Source organism: bacterium (assembly GCA_019637795.1).
Classification (GTDB): domain Bacteria; phylum Desulfobacterota; class Binatia; order HRBIN30; family CADEER01; genus JAHBUY01.
On the sequence record JAHBUY010000003.1, the window covers coordinates 372,961 to 393,799 of the forward strand.

Annotated in this window: 10 protein-coding genes; 6 read left to right on the forward strand and 4 right to left on the reverse strand. The window is 72.3% G+C overall.

The window, feature by feature from the left end; translation table 11 throughout:
• Positions 1-38 precede the first annotated feature (38 nt).
• The 6 genes from KF840_11675 (at position 39) to KF840_11700 (ending at position 9,763) form a co-directional block, all read left to right on the forward strand.
• Entirely contained in the window at positions 39-1,265 is a 1,227-nt protein-coding gene (locus KF840_11675; protein ID MBX3025554.1) for an ABC transporter ATP-binding protein, read from the forward strand.
• A gap of 32 nt (positions 1,266-1,297) precedes the next feature.
• Positions 1,298-2,620: a methyltransferase domain-containing protein gene (locus KF840_11680; GenBank protein MBX3025555.1), complete on the forward strand. Its 1,323-nt coding sequence runs from the start codon at positions 1,298-1,300 to the stop codon at positions 2,618-2,620.
• Positions 2,617-6,777 (forward strand): glycosyltransferase family 4 protein, encoded by a 4,161-nt coding sequence (locus tag KF840_11685; GenBank protein ID MBX3025556.1) that lies wholly within the window; start codon positions 2,617-2,619, stop codon positions 6,775-6,777. Before KF840_11680 ends, KF840_11685 begins: the two co-directional genes overlap by 4 nt.
• Positions 6,761-7,672 carry a class I SAM-dependent methyltransferase gene (locus KF840_11690; protein MBX3025557.1) on the forward strand — a complete coding sequence of 304 codons (912 nt, stop codon included), beginning with the start codon at positions 6,761-6,763 and terminating at the stop codon, positions 7,670-7,672. The genes KF840_11685 and KF840_11690 overlap by 17 nt, the downstream gene beginning before the upstream one ends.
• Positions 7,673-7,842: 170 nt before the next feature.
• A complete protein-coding gene (locus KF840_11695; protein ID MBX3025558.1) occupies positions 7,843-8,526 on the forward strand; it encodes an FkbM family methyltransferase in 684 nt (227 codons plus the stop codon).
• A gap of 25 nt (positions 8,527-8,551) precedes the next feature.
• Positions 8,552-9,763, forward strand: a complete 1,212-nt coding sequence (locus tag KF840_11700; GenBank protein ID MBX3025559.1) for a glycosyltransferase family 4 protein — start codon at positions 8,552-8,554, stop codon at positions 9,761-9,763.
• Between the two features lie 216 nt (positions 9,764-9,979).
• Here KF840_11700 and KF840_11705 read toward each other — a convergent pair whose 3' ends face one another.
• The 4 genes from KF840_11705 to KF840_11720 all read right to left on the reverse strand — a co-directional run bounded on the left by KF840_11705 (position 9,980) and on the right by KF840_11720 (position 20,737).
• Entirely contained in the window at positions 9,980-10,162 is a 183-nt protein-coding gene (locus KF840_11705) for a hypothetical protein (GenBank protein MBX3025560.1), read from the reverse strand.
• Positions 10,163-10,362: 200 nt separating this feature from the next.
• A complete protein-coding gene (locus KF840_11710; GenBank protein MBX3025561.1) occupies positions 10,363-13,158 on the reverse strand; it encodes a DUF4214 domain-containing protein in 2,796 nt (931 codons plus the stop codon).
• A gap of 179 nt (positions 13,159-13,337) precedes the next feature.
• The gene (locus KF840_11715) at positions 13,338-16,943 is read right to left on the reverse strand and encodes a DUF4214 domain-containing protein (GenBank protein MBX3025562.1); all 3,606 of its coding nucleotides are present in this window, start codon (positions 16,941-16,943) and stop codon (positions 13,338-13,340) included.
• Positions 16,944-17,101: 158 nt separating this feature from the next.
• Positions 17,102-20,737, reverse strand: coding sequence for an AAA family ATPase (locus KF840_11720; GenBank protein ID MBX3025563.1), 3,636 nt, complete (start codon positions 20,735-20,737; stop codon positions 17,102-17,104).
• Positions 20,738-20,839 lie beyond the last annotated feature (102 nt).

The window sequence follows — 20,839 nt, forward strand, 5'->3', positions numbered from 1 at the left end:
CGGCGCGCCGCCGCGCCGCCCCGCCCCTCGCACCGCGCATGATCCGCGTCGACAACCTCGGTAAGTGCTACAAGCGCTATCCCAGCCACTGGTCCCGGCTGGCGGAGTGGGCGAGCGGCGGCCGCCCGGCGCGCCACCAGGCCCGCTGGGCCCTGCGCGGCATCAGCTTCGCGGTCGGCGCCGGCGAGGCGCTGGGCATCGTCGGCGCCAACGGCGCCGGCAAGAGCACGCTGCTCAAGATCCTCACCGGCACGACGCTGCCCAGCGAGGGCGCCTTCCAGCTCGACGGCCGGGTCGCGGCGCTGCTCGAGCTCGGGACGGGCTTCCACCCCGACTTCACCGGCGCGCAGAACGCCCTCATCGGCTGCCAGATGCAGGGCCTCAGCACCGCCGACGCCGAGCGCTGCCTGCCGCACGTCGCCGACTTCGCCGAGCTCGCCGACCACATGGACGAGCCGCTGCGCAGCTACTCCACCGGCATGCAGATGCGCCTCGCGTTCAGCGTCGCCACCGCCGTGCGCCCGGAGGTGCTGATCGTCGACGAGGCGCTGTCGGTCGGCGACATCTACTTCCAGCACAAGAGCATGCAGCGCATCCGCGACTTTCGCGCCGCCGGCACGACGCTGCTCTTCGTCTCGCACGATCCGACCGCGGTCCGCACCCTGTGCGACCGCGCCCTGCTGCTCGAGCACGGCCGGGTCCTGCACAGCGGCGCGCCCGACGCCGTGCTCGACTTCTACAATGCCCGCGTCGCCCAGCGCGAAGCGGACGCCGCCATCGTCCAGCAGCCCGCCGCCGGCGGCCGGGTCGCCACGCGCTCCGGCAGCCGCGGCGCCGAGATCACCGCCGTCACCATCGCCGCCGAGGACGGCACGCCGCGCACGGCATTCGCCATCGCCGAGCCCGCCGTCCTGCGCTGCGCGATCCGCTTCGCCGAGCCGGTGGCGCGGCCGACCGTCGGCTTCGTCATCCGCGACCGCCTCGGCAACGACATCTTCGGCACCAATTCGTTCCACCTAGCGGTGTTCCCGGCCGACCTGGCGGCGGGCGAGATCCTCGAATGCGACTTCCGCCTGGTGCTGAACCTGGGCGCCGGCACCTATTCGGTGAGCGCCGCGGTCCACACCGGAGAGACGCACCTCGAGCGGAACCTCGACTGGTGGGATCAGGCGCTCGTGTTCGAGGTGACGCCGAGCGCCAGCCGGCGCTTCGTCGGCGCGGCGTTGCTGCCGGTCGCGCTGACCGTCCGCCGCCACCTGCCTTGACCTCGGCGGCGCAATCGCAGCAGAGGGGAGCGATGCCGCCCGAGCCGCCGATCGACGCCGAGGAGCTGATGGCGCGGGTGCGCGCCGCGCTGGCGACCGGCGGCGCGGGCGAGGACCCGGGAGAGCCCGTGGTGCTGGCGCCGAACTTCCACCAGGAACAGTTGCTGCTCGACCAGGCGCAACGGATCGCCGACGTCGGCACCGCGATCCCGCCCTTCGGCGCCCTGCCGCGCGTCCTGCGGCCGCTGGCGCGGCTCGTCACCTGGGCGCTCTACCGCGTGCTGCAGGTCGTCACCGTCGATCAGCGGGTGTTCAACAACCTCCTCCTCACCAGCGCGCGCATGCACAGCCTCGGGCTGGCGCAGGGCGAGGCCGGGCTCGGCGACCGGCTGCGCCGCGGCGAGCAGCGCGCGGCGGCGCTCGAGCGCCAGCTCGCGGCGCTCGAGACGGCGGTGGCGGCGCACGGCGAGGCGCTCGTCGCGATGGAGCGCCGCATCGAGACGGTCGCCGACGCGGAAGCGGCCCGCACCGCCCTGCGGCAGTGGATCGACACCGAGGCCCCGGCGCTGCGCCGGGCGGTCGCCGCCGCGCAGGCGAGCCTCGCCGCCGACGAGCGGCGGCTGCTGCGCCTGGCCGCCGCGCAGAGCGCAGGCGGCGCGGCGCTCGACGCGGCGGTGCGCGACGAGGCGGCGCACGCGCTCGACGCGCTGTACGTCGCCTTCGAGGACCGCTTCCGCGGCCATCCCGCGGACATCAGCGAGCGTCTGCGCGTCTACCTGCCCGACGTCCGCGCCGTCATCGCGTCCGCGGACGACTCCGTCCTCGATCTCGGCTGCGGGCGCGGCGAGTGGCTGGCGCTGCTGCGCGAGGCCGGCATCCGGGGGCGCGGCGTCGACGACAACCGACTGCTCGTCGCGCACTGCCGCGACGCCGGGCTCGACGTCGTGGAGGCCGATGCGGTCGCCCATCTGGCCGCCGCGGCCGAGGCGAGCGCCGCCGTCGTCACCGCCTTTCACCTGATCGAGCACCTGCCCTACGGGCAGCTCGTGGCGCTGTTCGACCACGCGGCGCGCGTCCTCCGCCCGGGCGGCCTGCTGATCGTCGAAACCCCGAACCCGGACAACATGCTCGTCGCCAGCAGCGACTTCCATCTCGATCCGACCCATCGCCGGCCGCTGCCGAGCCCGTTGGTGCGCTTCCTCGCCGAGGCGCGCGGCTTCCGCGACGTCGCGGTGCGGCCGCTGCACCCGGCGCCGGAGTACGCGCGCTTCCCCGAAACCTCGGAGCTGGCGACCCGCCTCAACGCCCATTTCCACGGTCCGCGCGACTACGCGGTGCTCGCCTACCGCGCATGAGGCGGCTGCTCGTCCTCAGCTTCTTCCCCGCCTTCCATCCCCCGCGCAGCGGCGGCGAGGCGCGGCTGTACCATCTGTACGCGGCGCTCGGCGGCGAGCTCGACGTCACCATCGTCTCGCCCACCTATCCCGACCACCCGCGCGAGGTGATCCGCCTCGCGCCGCGGCTGCGCGAGCACCGCATCCCGAAGACGGCGCTGCACCTGCGCCTGCATATGGCGCTCGACGCCGAGGCCATCGGCCCGGAGTGCTCCGGCCTGGTGTGCGCGCTGGCCAGCGCCGCCGACGACGAGTACCGCCGCACGGTGCGCGAGCTGGTCGCCGACGCCGACGCGGTGGTGCACGAGTTCCCCTACATGCTCGGCTACGACGAGGGCTTCGGGCGCGACGGACGGCCGCGCATCTACAACAGCCACAATCTCGAGGCGCGGATGGCCGCCGATCTGTTTCAGGGTCCGCGGCGCCAGCGCTACGTCGACTTCGTCGCCGACCTCGAGGCCCGCCTGGTGCGCGGCTGCGATCTGGTGTTCGCCACGTCGGACGCGGAGCGCGCGGCGTTCCACCAGCGCTACGGCCGCCCGCTCGACACCATCGCCCTCGCCCCCAACGGCGTCGAGCCGCGCGCGCCGGAGGTGGCCGACGGCCCATCGCGAGCGGCGGCGCGGCGCGCGCTCGGGCTGCCGCCCGACGCGCCGCTGGCGATCTTCCTCGGCAGCGCCCACCCGCCGAACCGCGATGCCGCGCGCGCCCTGTGCGAGGAGCTGGCGCCGCGCGCGCCCGAGCTCCACCTCGCCATCGCCGGCTCGGTGTGCGCCACCCTGGGCCCGACGCCGGCCAACGTGACCCCGCTCGGCGTCGTCAGCGACGAGCACAAGGCGCTGCTGTTCCGCGCCGCCGACGTGGCGCTGAACCCGGTGACCAGCGGCGCCGGCACCAATCTCAAGCTGCTGGACTACTTCGCCGCCGGCCTGGCGGTGGTCACCACCGATTTCGGCGCCCGCGGCCTGGCGGTCGAGGACGAGCGGCACTGCATCGTGGCGCCGCGCGACGACTTCCCCGGCGCGGTCCGGGCGCTGGCCGCCGACCCCGATCGGCGGTCCCGCCTGGGCCGCGCCGCCGCCGAGCTGGCGGCGGCGCGCTACACCTGGCCGGCGATCGCCGCCGCGGTCGCCGCCCGGCTGACGGCGCTGCTCGACGACTCCGCCCGCCGCGGCCGCGGCCGGCCGCGGCTCCTCCTGCTCAACGACTTTCCGGTCGCCGCCGCCGAGCACGGCGGACAGGAACGGCTGCGCTCGCTGTTCGCCCGCCTGGCGGAGACGTTCGAGGTCACCCTGCTCTGCCTGAGCGACGACGCCATGCCGGGCGAGCGTCGCATCCGCGACGGCTTCACCGAGGTGCGCGTGCCGCGCACCGAGGCGCATCGGGCCGAGCAGGCGATCTGGAACGGCCGCCGCCCCGAGGTGTCGACCGCCGACATCCTCGACGCCCGCCGCTGCCGCGACAACGCCCTGCTGGTCGCCCAGTACCGCCGCCTGCTGCGGGACGCCGACGCGGTCGTGCTGGCGCATCCATACCTGGCGCCGCTGCTCGAGGCGGCGCCGCCGGCGGTGCCGGTGGTCTACGAGGCGCTGAACGTGGAGGTCGAGCTCAAGACGGCGCTCCTCGCCGCGCATCCCGACCGCGAGGCGCTGCTCGCCATCGTAACGGAGGTCGAGGCCCTCGCCTGCGCCCGCGCCCAGCACGTGGTGTGCGTGTCCGAGGAGGACCGCGCCACCTTCGCGCGCCACGTCGACCCGGCGCGCCTGACGGTGATCGCCAACGGCGTCGACAGCACCACCTATGCGGCGGACCCGCCGGCGCTCGACGCGGTCCGCCGCTACCTCGACGGCCGCCCGCTGGCGGTGTTTCTCGGCAGCGGCCATCCGCCCAACGTCGAGGCCGCGCGCTGCATCGCCGAGCGGCTGGCCCCGGCGTGCCCCGAGGTCGTGTTCGCCATCGTCGGCGGCGCCGGCGATGCCCTGCGCGACCAATCATGCCCCGCCAACGTGCTGCCGGTGGGCTTCGTGTCGGCCGCCGAGAAGACGGCGCTGCTCCGGCTCGCCGACGTCGCCATCAATCCGATGCGCAGCGGCGGCGGCTCGAGCCTCAAGGTGGCGGAGTTCCTCGCCGCCGGCCTGCCGGTGCTCTCGACCCCGATCGGGCTGCGCGGCTTCGCGCTCACCCCGGGCGTCGAGGCGGTCACCGCCGAGCTCGACGACTTCGCCGCGGCACTGCGCGGTCTCCTCGCCGACGCGCCGCGGCGACAGGCCCTCGCGGCGCGCGCCGGCGCGTACGCCCGCCAGCACTGCGACTGGGCGCCGCTGGCCCGCCGCTACGGCGAGCTGCTCGCGCGGCTGATCGCCGAGCGGCCCACCCGGCTCCTGGTGTGCACCTTCCGCTTCACCGATCCGCCGCGCGGCGGGGCCGAGGCCTACCTCTTCCGCGTCCTCGAGCAGCTCGCGCCGCGCCACCGGTTCATCGTCGACGTCGCCAGCTTCGCCGTCGCCGAGATCGGCGTCGAGGCGCACTTCGGCGCCCGCTACGAGCCCGGGCCGGTGGCGGCGCCGCCGTTCGTCCGCCGCGTGCACCCGTTCGCGGTCGAGGCGCCGCCGCGGGCGGCGCTCCTCGATGCCTGCCGCGAGCTCTTCGCGCTCTGGCAGCGCGAGGACGCGGCACTGGCGGCGCCGTTCGCCACCCGCTTCGACGACGTCGTGCTGCTCGGCGGCTGGTACCCGCCGGAGCGCTACCCGGACCGGGTGCAGCGCTGGAGCGGGGCGCGGGCGCAGATGTCCTGCCCGCCGCGCTGCCGGACGCTCGTCATCGACGGCCGGGCGCCCACGCCGACGCCGCTGGCCATCAGCCGCGACGACCAGCGACTGTACGCCGCCACCGTGCACGGCGAGTTCCGCGTCACCCTCGATCTGCCGCCGGCGCCGGCCGGCATCCTCACCCTGGAGAGCGACGCGGTCATCCGCGGGCGCGGCGATGCGCGCGCGCTCGGCGTCTGCGTCACCGGCATCACGGCCGATGACGGCGCCGGCGCCCGACCGGTGTCCCTGACCGAGGACTATGCGACCCGCCTGCGGCGCAGCGATCCCGGCGCCTGGATCGACGCGCTCATCGCCGCCACCACGGCGCGCGCCGCCGCCGACGACGCGCCGTTCCTGTTCACCCGCGGTCCGCAGTCGGCCGCCTACGACCGCTGGCTCGCCGAGCACGTGGGCGACTACGACGTCGTGCTGGCGCACGGCCTGCCGTTCTCCCCGGCCGTCGCCGCCGGCGCCGCGGCGCGCGCCGCCGGCGTCCCCTACGTGGTGCTGCCGCACTTCCACATCGACGATCGCTACTATCACTGGCAGTCGTACTACGCCCTGCTGCGCGGCGCCGCGCGCGTCATCGCCTTCCCCGACCGCTCCGTGCCGCTGTTCTTCGACCGCATCGGCGCCGATGCCGCCGCCCTGCCCGGCGGCGGCATCGACCCGGCCGAGCTCGCCGACCTCGGCCCCGCCCGCCGCGCCTTCCGTGCCGTGCACGCGTCGCCGCACCCGTTCGTGCTCGTCCTCGGGCGCAAGGAGGCGAACAAGGGCTACCACCGCGTGCTCGACGCGGTGCGCCGCCTGCGGGCGCGCGGGCTCGAATGCGACGTGGTGCTGATCGGCCCGGACGCCGACGGCGCGCGCGTCGAAGGGCCCGGCGTGCACGCGTACGGCAGCCAGCCGCGCGCCGTCGCCCTCGGCGCGCTCGCCTCGTGCTGGTGTCTGGCGACCATGAGCGAGAGCGAGAGCTTCGGCATCGTGCTCGTCGAGGCCTGGGCGTGCGGCAAGCCGGTGATCGCCAACGGCGATTGTCCGGCGTTCGCCGAGCTGGTCGCCGACGACGTCGACGGTCTGCTCTGCCACACCGACGCCGAGCTCGAGTCGGCGCTGGCGCGCCTGCTCGCCGACCCGGCGCTGGCCGCGCGACTGGGCGCCGCGGGGCGCGACAAGGCGCTGGCGCGCTACCCCTGGTCGCGCATCGCCGCCGCGGTCGCCGCGGTGCTGCGCGGCGCGGCCGGACGCCCCGACGAGGCGGCGGCGCCGTCCGCCGCCGAGGAGACGAGCCATGGCCTCCCTGCGTGACCGCCTCGCCTACCTGCGCTACGCCTGGGTGAAGCGCAGCTTCCGCTTCTGGGAGCGGCACGGCGTGCACGTCGTCCCGGTGCACTTCTACGAGCCGATCCCCGATACCCGCCTGCTCGACCCCGCGCTCTGGGAGCAGACGCGCACGCTGCCGGCGATCGACCTGCGGGTCGACGCGCAGTTGCAGCGCCTGCGGGACTTCGCGGACCGCTACCGCTCCGAGTACGAGCGCTTTCCGCGCCAGGCCACCGCCGATCCCACCCAGTACCACGAGGAGAACGGCCAGTTCGCCAGCACCGACGCCGAGGTGCTGCACTGCCTGGTCCGCGACCACCGGCCGCGCCTGGTGATCGAGGTCGGCAGCGGCTTCTCGACCCTGATCACGGCGGCGGCGTTGCGCCGCAACGCCGCCGAGGGCGCGCCCGGCGAGCTGGTCTGCATCGAGCCGTATCCCAATGCCACCCTGCGCGCCGGCGTGCCCGGCGTCACGCGGCTGATCAGCACGCCGCTGCAACAGGTGCCGCTCGAGACCTTCGCGCAGCTCGCCGCCGGCGACGTGCTGTTCATCGACTCGAGTCACGTCGTCGCCATCGGCAGCGACACGACCCGCGAGGTGCTCGACATCGTCCCGCGCCTCGCGCCCGGCGTGCTGGTGCACTTCCACGACATCTACACGCCGCTCGAGTACCCGCGGAACTGGGTGCTGGACGAGCACCGCTTCTGGAACGAGCAGTACCTGGTCGAGGCCTTCCTGTCGTTCAACGAGCGCTTCGAGATCCTCTACGCCGGCAGCTACCTGCACGTCCTGCACCCGGACGCGCTGGTCGCCTTCTCGTCGCTGTACCGGCCGCAGGGACGCTGGTCGACCAGCCTGTGGATCCGCCGCGTCTCCTGAGCTCCCGGACGATTCGACAGGCTGGAGGGCCGCGCTCCCGCGCGGCCGTGCGCCCCCCGGGCGGAGCAACCGGCGCCCACGTGCGTTGCCCGCGGCGCGTTGCGGCGGCCGTCTCTCCCGAGCGCCCTCCCCTTGCGCCGCGCGGGCGGACTGACTACCGCGGACCCTGCATGACGCTGAGCGAGCAGTACGATCGGCAGACGACGCAGATCATGGAGCGGATGCTCGCCGCCGACGCCTCGTGCGTCGACGTCGGCGCCAACGTCGGGGCCATCCTGAGCGAAATGCTGCGCGTGGCGCCGCGCGGCCGCCACTACGCATTCGAGCCGCTGCCCGATCTCTTCGACGACCTGCGCCGCCGCTTCGGCGGCAACCCGCAGGTGAGCCTGTTCAATCTCGCGCTCAGCGACCGCAGCGGCCGCTCCGCCTTCCAGCACGTGGTGACCAACCACGCCTACAGCGGCCTGCGCCGCCGCCGCTACGACCGCCCGCACGAGGAGGTGGTGGAGATCGCCGTCCAGGTCGAGCCGCTGGACGCCGTGCTGCCGGCGGACGCCGCCGTCGATCTCATCAAGATCGACGTCGAGGGCGCCGAGCTCGAGGTGCTGCGCGGCGCGGCGGCCACCATCCGCCGCTGCCGGCCGCTCATCGTCTTCGAGCACGGGCTCGGCGGCTCCGACTTCTACGGCACCACGCCGGAGCACGTCCACGACCTGCTGGTCGGCGAGTGCGGCCTGGAGATCTCGCTGATGGCGGACTGGCTGGATGGCCGCCCGCCGCTGTCGCGGCAGGGGCTGCACGACGAGTTCCACGGCCAGACGAACTACTACTTCCTCGCCCATCCGCGGCGCTGAGCCGGCGGGACGCGCCGCCCGCGCCATGCCTGCCCCGCCCGCCCTCCGGCCCACCGCGCGGCCGGGCGCCCGCATCGCCGTCGACGGCCTGCCGCTGCAGGTGCGCAGCGCCGGCATCGCCGCCTATACGCGCGCCCTGGTCGCCGCCATGGCGCGCCTGCGGCCGCGGACGACGTTTCTGCTCTTCGGCCTGACCGACCTGGCGCGCACCGCGCTGCGCGCCGTGCCGCCCGACTCGCCCGCGGCGCCGCTGCCGGCCAACGCGCGCTGGTGCCGCTCGCTCCTCTATCCGGCGATCACCGGCTTTCCGCTGCCGCTGCCGCGCCTCCTGCCGCTGCGCGCCGCCACCGGCGCGGTCGATCTCTTCCACGCCACCAACTACGTCACCCCGCGCGCCGCCGGCGTGCCGATCGTGGTCACCGTGCACGACCTGACGCTGCTGCGGCACCCGGAGCTGGGCACGCCGGCGCTGCGGCGGCTGGTCGAGCGCACGGCGCGCTCGCTGCGCGAGGCGACGCGGGTGATCGCCGACTCCGAAGCGACGCGGCGCGACGTCATCGAGCTGCTCGGCGCGGCGCCGGCGACGGTGCGCGCCGTGCCCCTCGGCTGCGACCCGCGCTTCACCCCGGGCGACGCCGAGGCGGCGCGGCGCATCGTGGCGGCCGAGCTCGGCATCGCGGCGCCGTTCGTGCTGCACGTCGGCACGCTCGAGCCGCGCAAGAACCTGCCGGCGCTGGTCTCCGCCTTCGCCCGCGCCCGCCGCGCCCATCGTCTGCGCCATCTGCTGGTGCTCGCCGGTCCGCCCGGGTGGGGCGTCGAGCCGCTGCGGGCCCGCATCGCCGCCGAGGGGCTGACGGAGGCGGTGCGCCTGACCGGACCGGTGACCGACGCGCACCTGGTGGCGCTCTACCGCGCCGCCGATCTCTTCGCCTTCCCCTCGCTGTACGAGGGATTCGGCCTGCCGGTGCTGGAGGCCCTGGCGTGCGGCACGCCCGTGGTCGCCGCCGACGTCGCGGCGCTGCCGGAGGTGGCCGGCGACGCGGCGGTGCTGGTCGACCCGCGCGACGAGGCCGCCCTGGCGGCGGCGCTGCATCGCGGCCTCGACGACGCCGAGCTGCGGGCCCGCCTGCGCGCCGCCGGCCCGGCGCGCGCCGCCGCCTTCACCTGGGAACGCTGCGCCGCCGCGACCCTCGCGGTCTACGAGGAGGCGGCGCCGTCGCTGGCGGGACGCCCGTAGGCACGCGCCCCGCTTCGTTCGCGCAGCGGCGGCGCGACGGCCCCACGCGGCCCGCCGCGGCAGGATCAGCGGCGCCGCTCCTGTTGGATGGCCTCGAGCTCGGCGATCGCGTCGAGGTCCTTCGGCCGCCCCGCGGCGCGTTTCACCTCGATGAGGCGCTCCAGATCGAGGCAGCGACAGCCCCCGCCAATGCCCGCAGCAGGGCGGCAAAGTCGGTCACGAGCCGCTCCGCGCACGGCCGGCGCGGCGCAACTCCTCGGCGAAGCGGCTGAGCGCGACAAGGCGGTCGAACCGCTCCTGCACCGAGCGGCGCAGGTTCTCTCGGATCAGGGTCCGGTCGACGTCGCGCTTGTAAGCTTCGATGACCGGATCGGGCTCGAGCGTACGCCTGGTCGACACGGCCGCAGTATCGCACACGGGCACCGGGGCCCCAACCGTCGCCGATGCCGCGCGGGGCGGCACGGCCGGCGAGTGGCGCCGGTTGCCGCGCGCCGCGACGGGGGCGCGGGAGCGCGGCCCGCCAGGACCGCTGTGCCGATTGCCCTGCCCATCGAGGGCGCGTTCCGAGGCACCTGCGGGCGCGCACCCGAGCCCGGCGGTCAGAGCTGGCCGACGGTGCTGTTCAGCAGGGTCGTGAACTCGTTCGAGGCGGCGAAGGCGTCGACCAAGGTGTCGGTCGTCTGGCGGCCGGCGTCGAGCTCGCCGCGCCAGTAGTTGAGCTCGCTGGTGGCCGGGAAGCGGCCGAGATAGCCGCGGTAGAGCCGCTCGACGTGCGTCGTGTTGGTCGGGTTCTTCGACCGATACTCGGCCGACGCCAGGGTCAGGCGGCCGAGCGAGCGCGCCTGCGCCCGCACCGCCTCGATGCCGCCGGCGGCGTAGGCCCACTCGAACTGCGCGGCGAAGTAACCGAGGCCGGCGCTGTCGACCAGCCGGTCGAGGAGGCCGACGTACATGGCGGTGACGAGGTTGCGGGTCGGCACGCCGGCCAGTGCGGGGAACTGGCCGCGAATGTAGTTCGCGAACTCGGTCGACTGCGCGAACTGGGCCACCACCTGCGAGCGGTTCCACGAGGGATCGGCGAGCCAGGCGTTGAGCTCCGACGCCGACGGCTGGCGGCGCAGGAAGACCTGATAGCAGTCGCGGATGAACTCCGCATTGCTGCGATTGCGGCGCGCGTACTCCGGGCTGGCGAAGAACAGGCGGCCCATCTCCTGGAAGACGAAGCGCACGTCGATCGAGGAGTTCACGGCGGCCAGGAAATAGCCGGTGTACCAGGCGTCCACCGCGCCGGCTTCCGGGGACCGCCCCAGGATGTCGGCGTAGTAGGCGGCGATGAGCTGGCGGGCCCGGGTCTCGCGCTCCGGCGGCAGATCGACCAGCGCGAAGATGCCGTTCAGCGTGCGCGGGTCGGCGGTGGCGTAGACGATCTGCGCGTTGCCGCTGTCCCAGGTCGTGGTCAGGCGCTGCCACGATCCGTCGGGCTGCAGGCGGAAGAGTCCCACCGTCGGCCCCGGGCCGGTGGTGCGCAGGCGCAGGCCGCCGGACTGGGCGCGCGCCAGCAGGTCGTAGTCGGCCCAGACGACGAACAGGCCGTCGGCGACGGTGCCGCCGAGCGGGGCCGGCGTGGTGACCATCGCGGTGTCGCGGACGCGCAGGGCGCCGGCGACGCGCGAGGCGGCGCCGATGCCGGCGGCGCCGGTGAGGCTGAGGGTCAGATCGGCGAAGGCCGGCCAGGTGGTGGTGGTGGTGGCGGAGATGGCGAAGGTGCGGGTGAGATTGGTGTCGAGCGGCGCGGCGGCGAGGAACGGCTGCGAGGTCACCGCCGAGCCATTGCCGGCATTCCAGCCGATGCGCGCGCCGCCGGTGCTGCTGCCCGGCAGCTTGGGGCCGGCGCTGCTCGCCCAGTAGTTGCGCGCCGCCATCGCGGTGTTGCCGGCGTTGTTGTACAGGGCGCGGCTGTCGGTGGGGCCGAAGAGGCTGCGGCGGACGCTGACCAGGGCGCCGGCGTTGGCGAACAGCGAGTAGTCGGCGGCCTGGGCGGCGCGCAGGTTGTCGCGCAGGGCGCTGAAGGCGAAGCTGGTGGTGGCGCGGTTGTAGACCAGCGCCCCGTCGCGGTCGTGCCCGGTGAACAGCGACAGGGCCAGCGCCGCCTCGCCGTCCTTCATCTCGAGGCCGCGCGACGAATCGAGCAGCAGGTCGCCGATCACCGGGGTGCGCGGCGAGCCGACCAGGCGCAGGCTGAAATCGGGGGCGCCGCTCAGCAGGTTGCCCTGCAGCAGGGCGTCCGAGTAGGCGTCGACGAGGATGTTGGCGATCTGGTTGTCGCGAATGGTGTTGTCGACGATCTGCACGTAGCGGCTGAGGCGGCCGGTGCCGGCGTCGATGGCCACCGCGACGCCCTGGTGGACGCTGCCGCTGACCAGCGAATTGCGCAGCGTCGCGCCGCTCTGGCAGCCGAGGAAGGTGACGCCGGTGTTGAGGCTGCCGAGCACCTGCGTGTTCTCGATCACGCCGGTGGTGTTGACGAAGTAGATGCCGTCGGCCTTGGCGCGGTTCACCTGCGTGTCGGCGATGCGCACGTCGACGGCGTCGATCGACGACACCGCGCTCACGAACGGGTCGTCGAAGCGGCAGTTCACGACCTCGAGCGTCGCCGGCGGCAGCCCCTGCGCCGCCGACGCCAGGATGTCGATGGTGTTGAGGAAGCCGCTGAAGGTCGAGTCGTGGACCACCGCCGCGGCGCGCCGCGTGGGGTAGGTCGGCGAGGCGATCAGGCTGACGCCGGTGCCGGGCTTGTTGGCGTTCAGGTTCTCCATCCGGCAGCCGTTCTGGATCGTCGCCGTGCCGGCGACGTTCTGCACCGCGAACTCGGTGCCGGTGATCGTCGTGCCGTCGATCAGGGCGTCGGCATTCTCCATGTTCACGCCCCAGCGGCAGCCGGTGATGCTGCTGGCGCGCAGGTCGAGGGTCGCGCCTTTGACGTAGATGGCGCTGTTGGTGGCGTTGCCGCTCAGGCGGGTGTTGTTGCGCACCACCAGGTCGGCGCCGCTCAGCGCCCCCAGCAGGGCCCAGCCCGTGCCCTGGATGACGCAGTTGTCGATCGTCAGCCGCAGGCCGGTGCCGGAGATGCGGATCGGGCCGCCGGTCGACTGGATGGTCGCGCCGTTGCACAGGATGGTCTTGCTGCTGGTCAGCGCGTACTCGTTCACGGTGTAGACGGTGGAAGCGTTGAGGGAGATGGTCGCGTTGCCGTTGCCGAGCAACGGCCGCAGATCGTCCGCCCGGGCGGCGGGTGCCGCGGCGGCGAGCAGCGCCCCGGCCAGCAGGGCGGATCGCCAGCACATGCGGCGGCGCCGCGCCGCTGCCCGCGGCCGGCATTCTTCAACCGATTTCATGGCCAACGCTCGTCACCCCGGACACCTGCAGGCGCTGCGCCAGCCCTCAGGGCACGCGACCGCATATCCTTTTCTACCACTCGCATGCGGACTGAGCGACGCATGGGTGACGAGTTTACCGCCGTGGCAGTCACCGGGCCGCGCCGACGCGCGGCCCGGGCGGCCGGCCGCCGGCGCTGTCAGTGGAACTTGGCGTTGAGGATCGCGGTGAACTCGCTGGAGTTGGCGAAGGCGGTGATCAGCGAGTCGGTGGTCTGGCGCCCGGCGGCGAGCTCGCCGACCCAGTAGCTCTGCTCGCTGGCGGCGGGGAAGCGGCCCAGGTAGGCGCGGTACAGCCGCTCGACGTGGGTGGCGTTGGTCGGATTCTTCGCCAGGTACTCCGCCGAGCCGAGCACCGCCCGGCCGAGGTTGGCCGCCTCGCGCCGCACCCCCTCGATGCCGCCGCTGGCGAAGGCAGTGGCGAACACCCCGCCGAAGTAGTTCAGGCCGGCGGAGTCGACCAGGCGATCGAGCAGCCCGATGTACATCGCCGTCACCAGGTTGCGCGACGCCAGGCCGGCGAGGCCCGGGAACTGTCCCTGCAGGTAGTTGCCGAACTCGGCCGACTGGGCGAACAGCGCCACCACCTGCGGCCGGGTCCACGACGGATCGGCCAGCCAGGCATCGAGCTCCGACTGCGCCGGCTGGCGGCGCAGGAACGCCTGATAGCAGTCGGTGATGAACTGGGCGTTGGTGCGGTTGCGATTGGCGTACTCCTGGCTGCCGAAGAACAGCCGGGCCATCTCCGACGGCACGTAGCGGACGTCGATCCCGTTGTTCACCGCCGCCAGGAAGTAGCCGTTGTACCACGAGTCGACGGCGCCGGCCTCCGGCTGGCGGCCGAGGATGTCGACGTAGAACGACGTGATCAGGCTGCGCGCCCGCGGCTCCCGCTCCACCGGCGTCGGCCCGACCGTGGCGGTGAACGTCACCGTCGGCGTCGCGGACGCCGTGAACGTCGCCGTGCCGGTGCGCGTGCGCGTCGCAGTCGCCGTTCGCGTCGCGGTGGGCGTCGCGCTGGAGGTGAAGGTCCGCGTCGGCGTGCGCGTGACCGTCGCCGTCGCCGTGCGCGTCGCGGTCGGGGCCGGAGGTGGCGTCGGCGACGAAGTGGCGGTCGCCGTCCGGGTCAAGGTAGGCGATGGCGCTTGCGTGTGCGTCGATGTCGGCGTGGGAATCGGAGCGTTGGCGAAGGCGCCTTGCTCCACGTGGACGAGCGAGGTGAGGAAGTTGTTGAACAACTCACCACCTGCAGCGATGAAGAGGGTGCCGACCGCTCCTCCGCCGAAGCTGTGCCGCGCTTGCTGGAGAGGCGTCTTCGTCGTCCAGAACGATCCGAACGCCTCGGTGGCTGGATCGAACTCCTCGACGGCGTTCGACGACGTGGCGTCCTGACGTCCGCCCGCCACGTAGATCTTGCAGCCGACTACCGCCGCCACCGCATGAGATCGGCGAGTTGGAATCCAGCTCCCGGGCCAGTGATCGTCGAACGACCACCAGGTGTTCGCCGCCGGGTCGTAGGCCTCGACGTAGGGCGAGAGGCCGCCGCCAGAGGTTCGCCCCGAAATGACGTAGACGCGATTGTCGAGGACGGCCGCCGCCGCGTTGGCACGGGCCGTCGGCATGTCCGCACCGGCCGTCCACGAGTCGGCGGTCGGATCGTAGATCGCGACCGAGCCCAGATAGGTGTCGCCGGCGCTCCCGCCGATCGCGTAGAGCTTGCCGGCCACCGCCGCCACGCTCGGCCCCACCCTGGGAACGGGGATCGCCGCCCCGAGCGTCCATTGCCCGGTGCTCGTATCGAAGATCTGCGTCGCCGTCCCTGCGCCGACGCTGTTCCCGTCGCTCACGACGTAGATGCGGCCCCCCACGGCAGCGACTCCACACGCTCCGGAAAGGCACCCGCCGGGCATGTCCGGTTGCCGACTCCACGAGTCCCCGGCCGGTTCGTACTTCCAGAACTGTCGGAGAGAGCCGCCGTTGCCGATCGTATAGAGGTTGCCATTCACGACGGCTGATCCGGCAACCTCGCCCCCGGCGGGCGAGTCCTGCTTGCGCGTCCACGTGAAATCGCCGTTCCCGCTCGGACAGCCGCCGGGCGTCGGCGTCGCCGTCGGCGTTGCCGATGGCGCGAGCCCAGTCCCCGTCACCGTCACGTCCAGCTCATAGGTGGTAGGGCTGCAGACGGGCGGGCTGATCTGCGTGCACCTCTGGTACGTGATCGCGATGGAGCCGTTCAGTGCGCCGGCGGTATACGGAGCGAACGCCACCTGGAAGGTAGAGCCCGTGCCCCCGAGAAAGAAGGAGCCGAGTGGGGGATACCCGGATGGAAGGAACGCGTAACCGCCGGCGCCCTGGCTGAAGATGTTCTGGAGGTAGAGGGGGCTCGAGGAGACGACTTGGAACTGAACCGTTGTGCCCATGGTCGTCTGCCCAACGAGCGTGTCGGGAAAGTTGATCCCTCCTGGCCGGACCTGGAGATAGCCGTCGGAGATCTGTCCGGGTGGAGTTCTCGTTGGCGTCGCAGTGGCAGCGGGCGCCGTCGTCCGGGTCGGGGTAGGAAGCGGCGGCGTTGCCGTCGCGGTCGGCGTTCTCGATGGGGTCGATGTCACCGTCGGCGTGCGGGTCGCCGTCCCGGGTCCGACGGTCCAAGTCGGCGTCGATGTCGGCGTCGCGCTGGGCCCCACCGATGGCTGCACCCACACCTGACCGCCCGTTCCCCTGCAGATCCACGCCTCGGGAATCGACGTCACGCCGCCGGCCTGCGATGAATTATTGTTGTCCACGAAGTACTGTCCATTCCCGTTCACGATCTGGAACCAGCCCCCGTCACAACCACTGGAGGACGTGCGCTGGCGAATCGCCGAGAACTGTTGGCCTGCCGCCACCGTGACCCCGATGCTTCGATACGTCGTGCCGGGCCCGGTGCGGAGCGATGCGCCCGCCCCGTCCGCGGTCACGACCACGCTGGTTGGCGCCAAATCGGAGATGCCGGTGTGCAGGTTCAAGACCGGGTCGTGATAGCCGTATGCGTCCGGTTGGTGAGCGGCGATCTGAAGACCGCCGACGCCGAGCTCGGGCGTGTATCCCCACGTTACCCCGTCATCGCTGGTGGTCCCGAGGACGGCATGGTCCTTCACCTCGAAGTGCAGATGACTGTTCACACTCCCGCAGCTCTCGCCAGTCTGGAGCAGGCCGAGTGTGTTGCCGACGGTGCCGATGGGGTCTCCCTGCGCGACCACTTGTCCATCGGTGACCCCCACCGTGGCGAGATGGCCATACAGCGTCGCCCCCGCAGCGTGGGTGATCATTACCGCGTTGCCGAAGCAATGGGTCTTGTTCTGGTGCGCGGCGAGCGTGTACGTCCGCACCACGCCGGCGGCGGCGGCGACGACCGCCGTCCCGGTCTGGGCGGGTATGTCGATGCCCGCGTGGTGCCGGTTCGCCGATCCGTCATTGAATTGCGCGTAGTCTTGCAGAGGCACGTTCGTCGTTACCGAAGGTACCGGCCAGATCAGCGTCAACCCGGGAACGGCGCCGCCGCGGGCGACACCGCCCATCAGGCACCAAAGCGCCGCGCCGACGATGACCGTCGTCGCGCAGGCGCGCTGCCGACCCCGCGGTTTCGATGGACCCTGGCTGCCGCTCCCGCCGTGCTTCATTGCCGTCCCCCGCTCACCGGTGTGGGGCGCTGATGTGCGCCGTGACGAGGTGGCTCGTCCCCCCCGGGACCGCGGGCCGGCGTCCACCAGCTCACGCGGAAACGATCGGCCACCCCCATACCGGGAATAGCGCCACCTGCGCGCTACCTCCGGGGCGCAGGGGGAGGAGGACCCATTGCCGAGGCGAGTCGCTCGTGGCCCGCTCCTTCGTACGCGCGCGGGAACGCTTGCCGCTGGCTGACCGCTCAGATCTCCCAATCGATGGCGATTTGCGGCGCGTAGCGACAGGAGCTTCCAGTCTTGATCGATCCGGCGAAGTGATCGGCGAGAGCCGGCAGACATCTCGCAACACGCCGGAACAACGTGGTTCTGATCGCCTTGGTGACCTTCTTGCGGATGCGGTCGGCATCATCGAGGAGCCGTCCGGAGCCGTCGATCGATTCGAGCAGCCTTTCGCGTTCGAACGTCAGCGCGTCGATTCGACCCATGTCGTTGTTCGCTTCCGCTTCAGCGAGCTCGCTGTGGATGTCGCGGAGTCGCTGACGGACTTCACGGCGCGCTCGGTCATCCAGCGGGCTCTCCCCCGAACCAAGGGCAAGGAGCGCCAGATCGTCGTCCACGGTGGTGCCACGCGGCTGTGTGCGAGCCGCCTGCACCGCCGCGAAGAGATCAGTCGACGACACCTCAACACCCGGCTGACGGAGGAGCAGGGCGACGTATCGCGCCCCCAGACAGTCCTCGATCTCTGCCTGCTGGCCGTCGAAGCACAATGTCCAGTACCGTCCTTCACATCGAAAGACGTTGCCCCCGTCCGGGAGGGTTGACGGTCGACCGGTCGTCCGCCTCCCGCGAGAGCAGTCGGACAGCTCCTCGCACATGCGCTCGGCAACCGCGCGAAAGTGGCTCATCCCCAGGCGGCCGTACAAGGTGACCGCCTGATCGAGCAGCGCCTGCGCCCGGTCCCGTATCGCGCCCGCGTCCGGATCCAAGGGAGCACCGTCTCCCAGCGCTGGCTGCGAACGGCCCGGCGCCCCGGAGGCCCCTTCGTCCGCCGCCTCATTTCGGTGGACACCGCGCAGCGCGAGTATATCGCGGACTTCCGCACCAGCGGGAGGAAGCTCGACCGCCTGCGGGTCGGGATCGACGTCTCGCCTGCCCTCGACGGTTCCCCCGTTGCGCAAGAGGCGAATCAACATCGCGGCGTACTGACGCTGCGTATGAGCGACGAACGGCAGCGCCCCCATGGCGGTATTCCGGCGCAGCGCCCGCTCGAACTGGAGCGCCGCGTCATCCCAGTGCTCGAGCGTGGTCGCGAGCAACCCGAGCTGGTACGCAGCGACGCCGATGCAGGCGAGCCCCGGCACGGCCGTGACATTATGCTCCGCGTATGGGGCCAGCAGGTCGTAGAGACGCTCGGCCCGCCGGCGATCATCGAGCGCGTGACAGACCTCGGCGAGCAATGCCCAGCCGAGCAACTGGTTCCAGTCCTGCGGAGGCTCGATGAAGTCGGCGGTGGCAAAGATTTCGAACTCCGCCCGGGCCTCGGCGAGACGACCGAGATGCGCACACATGTCGGCGACGCCGATGCGCCAGACCGCTATCGTTGGGTAGCGATCGGCGAACTCGCGCGCGAGCGGCAGCAGGGCGTCGAACTGGCCGCGCAGCCGATGCAGCGTGTACATGTGCACCGCCGAAAAGATCTCGGCATCCGCCGGCTGGATGGCTGCCCCGTCCGTGTACGCGGCGGCAGCGAGTTGCTCCCCTTCATCGAGGCGGCCCTCGACAATCGCTCGCGTCGCCTTGACGACGTTCACGTGCCACTGGAGAAGGTCGCTTCCCGCCGCGGCGGCATCCGCGGCGCAATAGCGCAGCTCGCGACCCATCTCGACCATGTCGCCGGCTTCGAGACGATCGAGCGCATGCAGCAGATGTGCGTGCGCCTTGAGCTCGGGATCTCGGATCCGCCGCGCCAAGGACACCAGCTCGATCGCCGCCGCGATGCGTTCGGCCAGCGTGTGCGTAAACCACGCCGCGCGATGCCGGCTGCGCAGCGTCGACGCCAGCGCCGCGGAATCATCGATCCGTCTCGCGATCGCCACCGCTTCGGCGCTCAACGCCTCACGCCAGGAGGCGGTGTTGTATCCGGAGTAGAAGAATTCCTCGCTGATCCGAGCCAACACCAGCGCCCGCCACGCGCCGTCCCGATCGGCCAGGTGCGTCAGGGCGTCCTGCAACCATCCCAGCAGTCGCTCATCGACGAGCCCGGTGTCGGCCCATGGCCGATCGGCGCCGAACCCCAGCGCGGCGCGCGCCAATAGATCGGCGTCGCCCGAGTGGCGATCGCCGGCCGCCAGTTCCCCGGCGACCGCCACGGCACACGCGAACGTCTCCCGGGCCTGCGCTCGATCTCCCGATCGACGCTGCGCCTCCCCGAGCCGCAACAGAATGTCACAGCGTACACGCGCCCGCTCGCGTTCGCTCCCGCTGCCGCGGTCGACCAGCTCCAGACATCGCTCGTACATCTGGGACGCCTCTCGAAAGCGCAGCTCGCGCTCGAGCAATGCGGCCGCATGGATTGCGTACCTGATGCCTTTCTCCACCGGTGCGAACCGGCCCGCGCGGTGGATGTGCTCGGCGATCTCGAGCGTCGGCTCGAGCTCGGTCGGCGGACCGACACGCTCCAATGCCTCGGCGACTCGCAGGTGGATCTCCATCCGTGCGACGGGCGACAGGTCATCCAAGAGTGCCTCGCGCACGAGCCCGTATGTGAATGCGAAGCGCTCGCCGCGCGCATCATCTTCCCCGAGCAGACGCGTCGCGCAGGCATCGCGAAGCGCGAGTCGGCACGCCGCTGACGTGTGCCCGGCCGCCTCGAGCGCATGCTCGAGGGTCACGATCTCGCCTTCGCGACCGATGACCGCTGCCGTGGTCACCAGCGCTCGGCACGCGGCCGAGAGCCCGCGCAAGCGGTACCCCAGCACCTCTTCGCGAATTCCCGGCGGCAGCGTCGACTCGAAGCGGTCCAGGTCGTCATTGATCACCGAGCGGCGCAGATGCTCGGTCAGCTTGCCCAGAAAGAAGGGGTTGCCGGCGCAGCGCGCCTCGACCGAGCTGACGAGCTCACCGGACGGGGATGCGCCGAGACGCCGCGCCAGGAATTCGGTCACCTGATCGGGTCCAAGCGGCTGCAGGCGGAGGTAGCGGGTGTCCTGTTCGAGCCCGGCGACGATCTGCGCCAGGGCATCAGATGTCTTCAGGGCTTCGTCTCGGCACGTGACAAGGATGAGACATGGCAGCCGCGAGACGCCGCGGCCGACGACCTGCAGGATCCGCAGCGATCCCGCATCCGCCCATTGGAGGTCGTCGATCACGAACAGGACCGGCTCGCGTTGGCGCTCGATGAGCCGCGTGAGGGCTTCTCCCAGCGCCACCTCATCGATCGGACGGGGGTTTGGGCCGGCGGCGGGACCCTGCTCCGCCTCATCGTCGCCGGACAGGATCGGAACGAGCGATGCGCAGGCCGCAGCACGTTCACCCCCTCGGAGCCGCCGGGCCAGATCACGACCGAGTTGGGCCCACATCGCATATCCTCTGGAAGAACCGCGCTCCCACCCGACGCCCCACGACACGATGGCTCCCCGTGCCTGCGCAGCGGTAGCGACTTCCTTGACCAGGCGCGTCTTACCAATCCCGCGTTCGCCCATGAGCAAAACTACGCTTCCGCGCCCGCGCGCAGCGTCATTCAGGGCGCGGCGTAGGTCACGCAGCTCATGGGCGCGGCCAATGAACGGGTCGCGCGAACGCAGTGCCCCGTGACCGCGGCCCATGGCTCCGCGACTCCGTCCGCCCCGAGAACGGCGGACACGCGGATCGATCGCCATACGGAGCCCCTCCCTTCGGGGTGCCGCAGACCCCGCGCCACGGTCCCCTGACTTGGTCGGCGGTGTCTTAGCCAGAGTGCCGCCAGCGCGACAAGTCGAGCA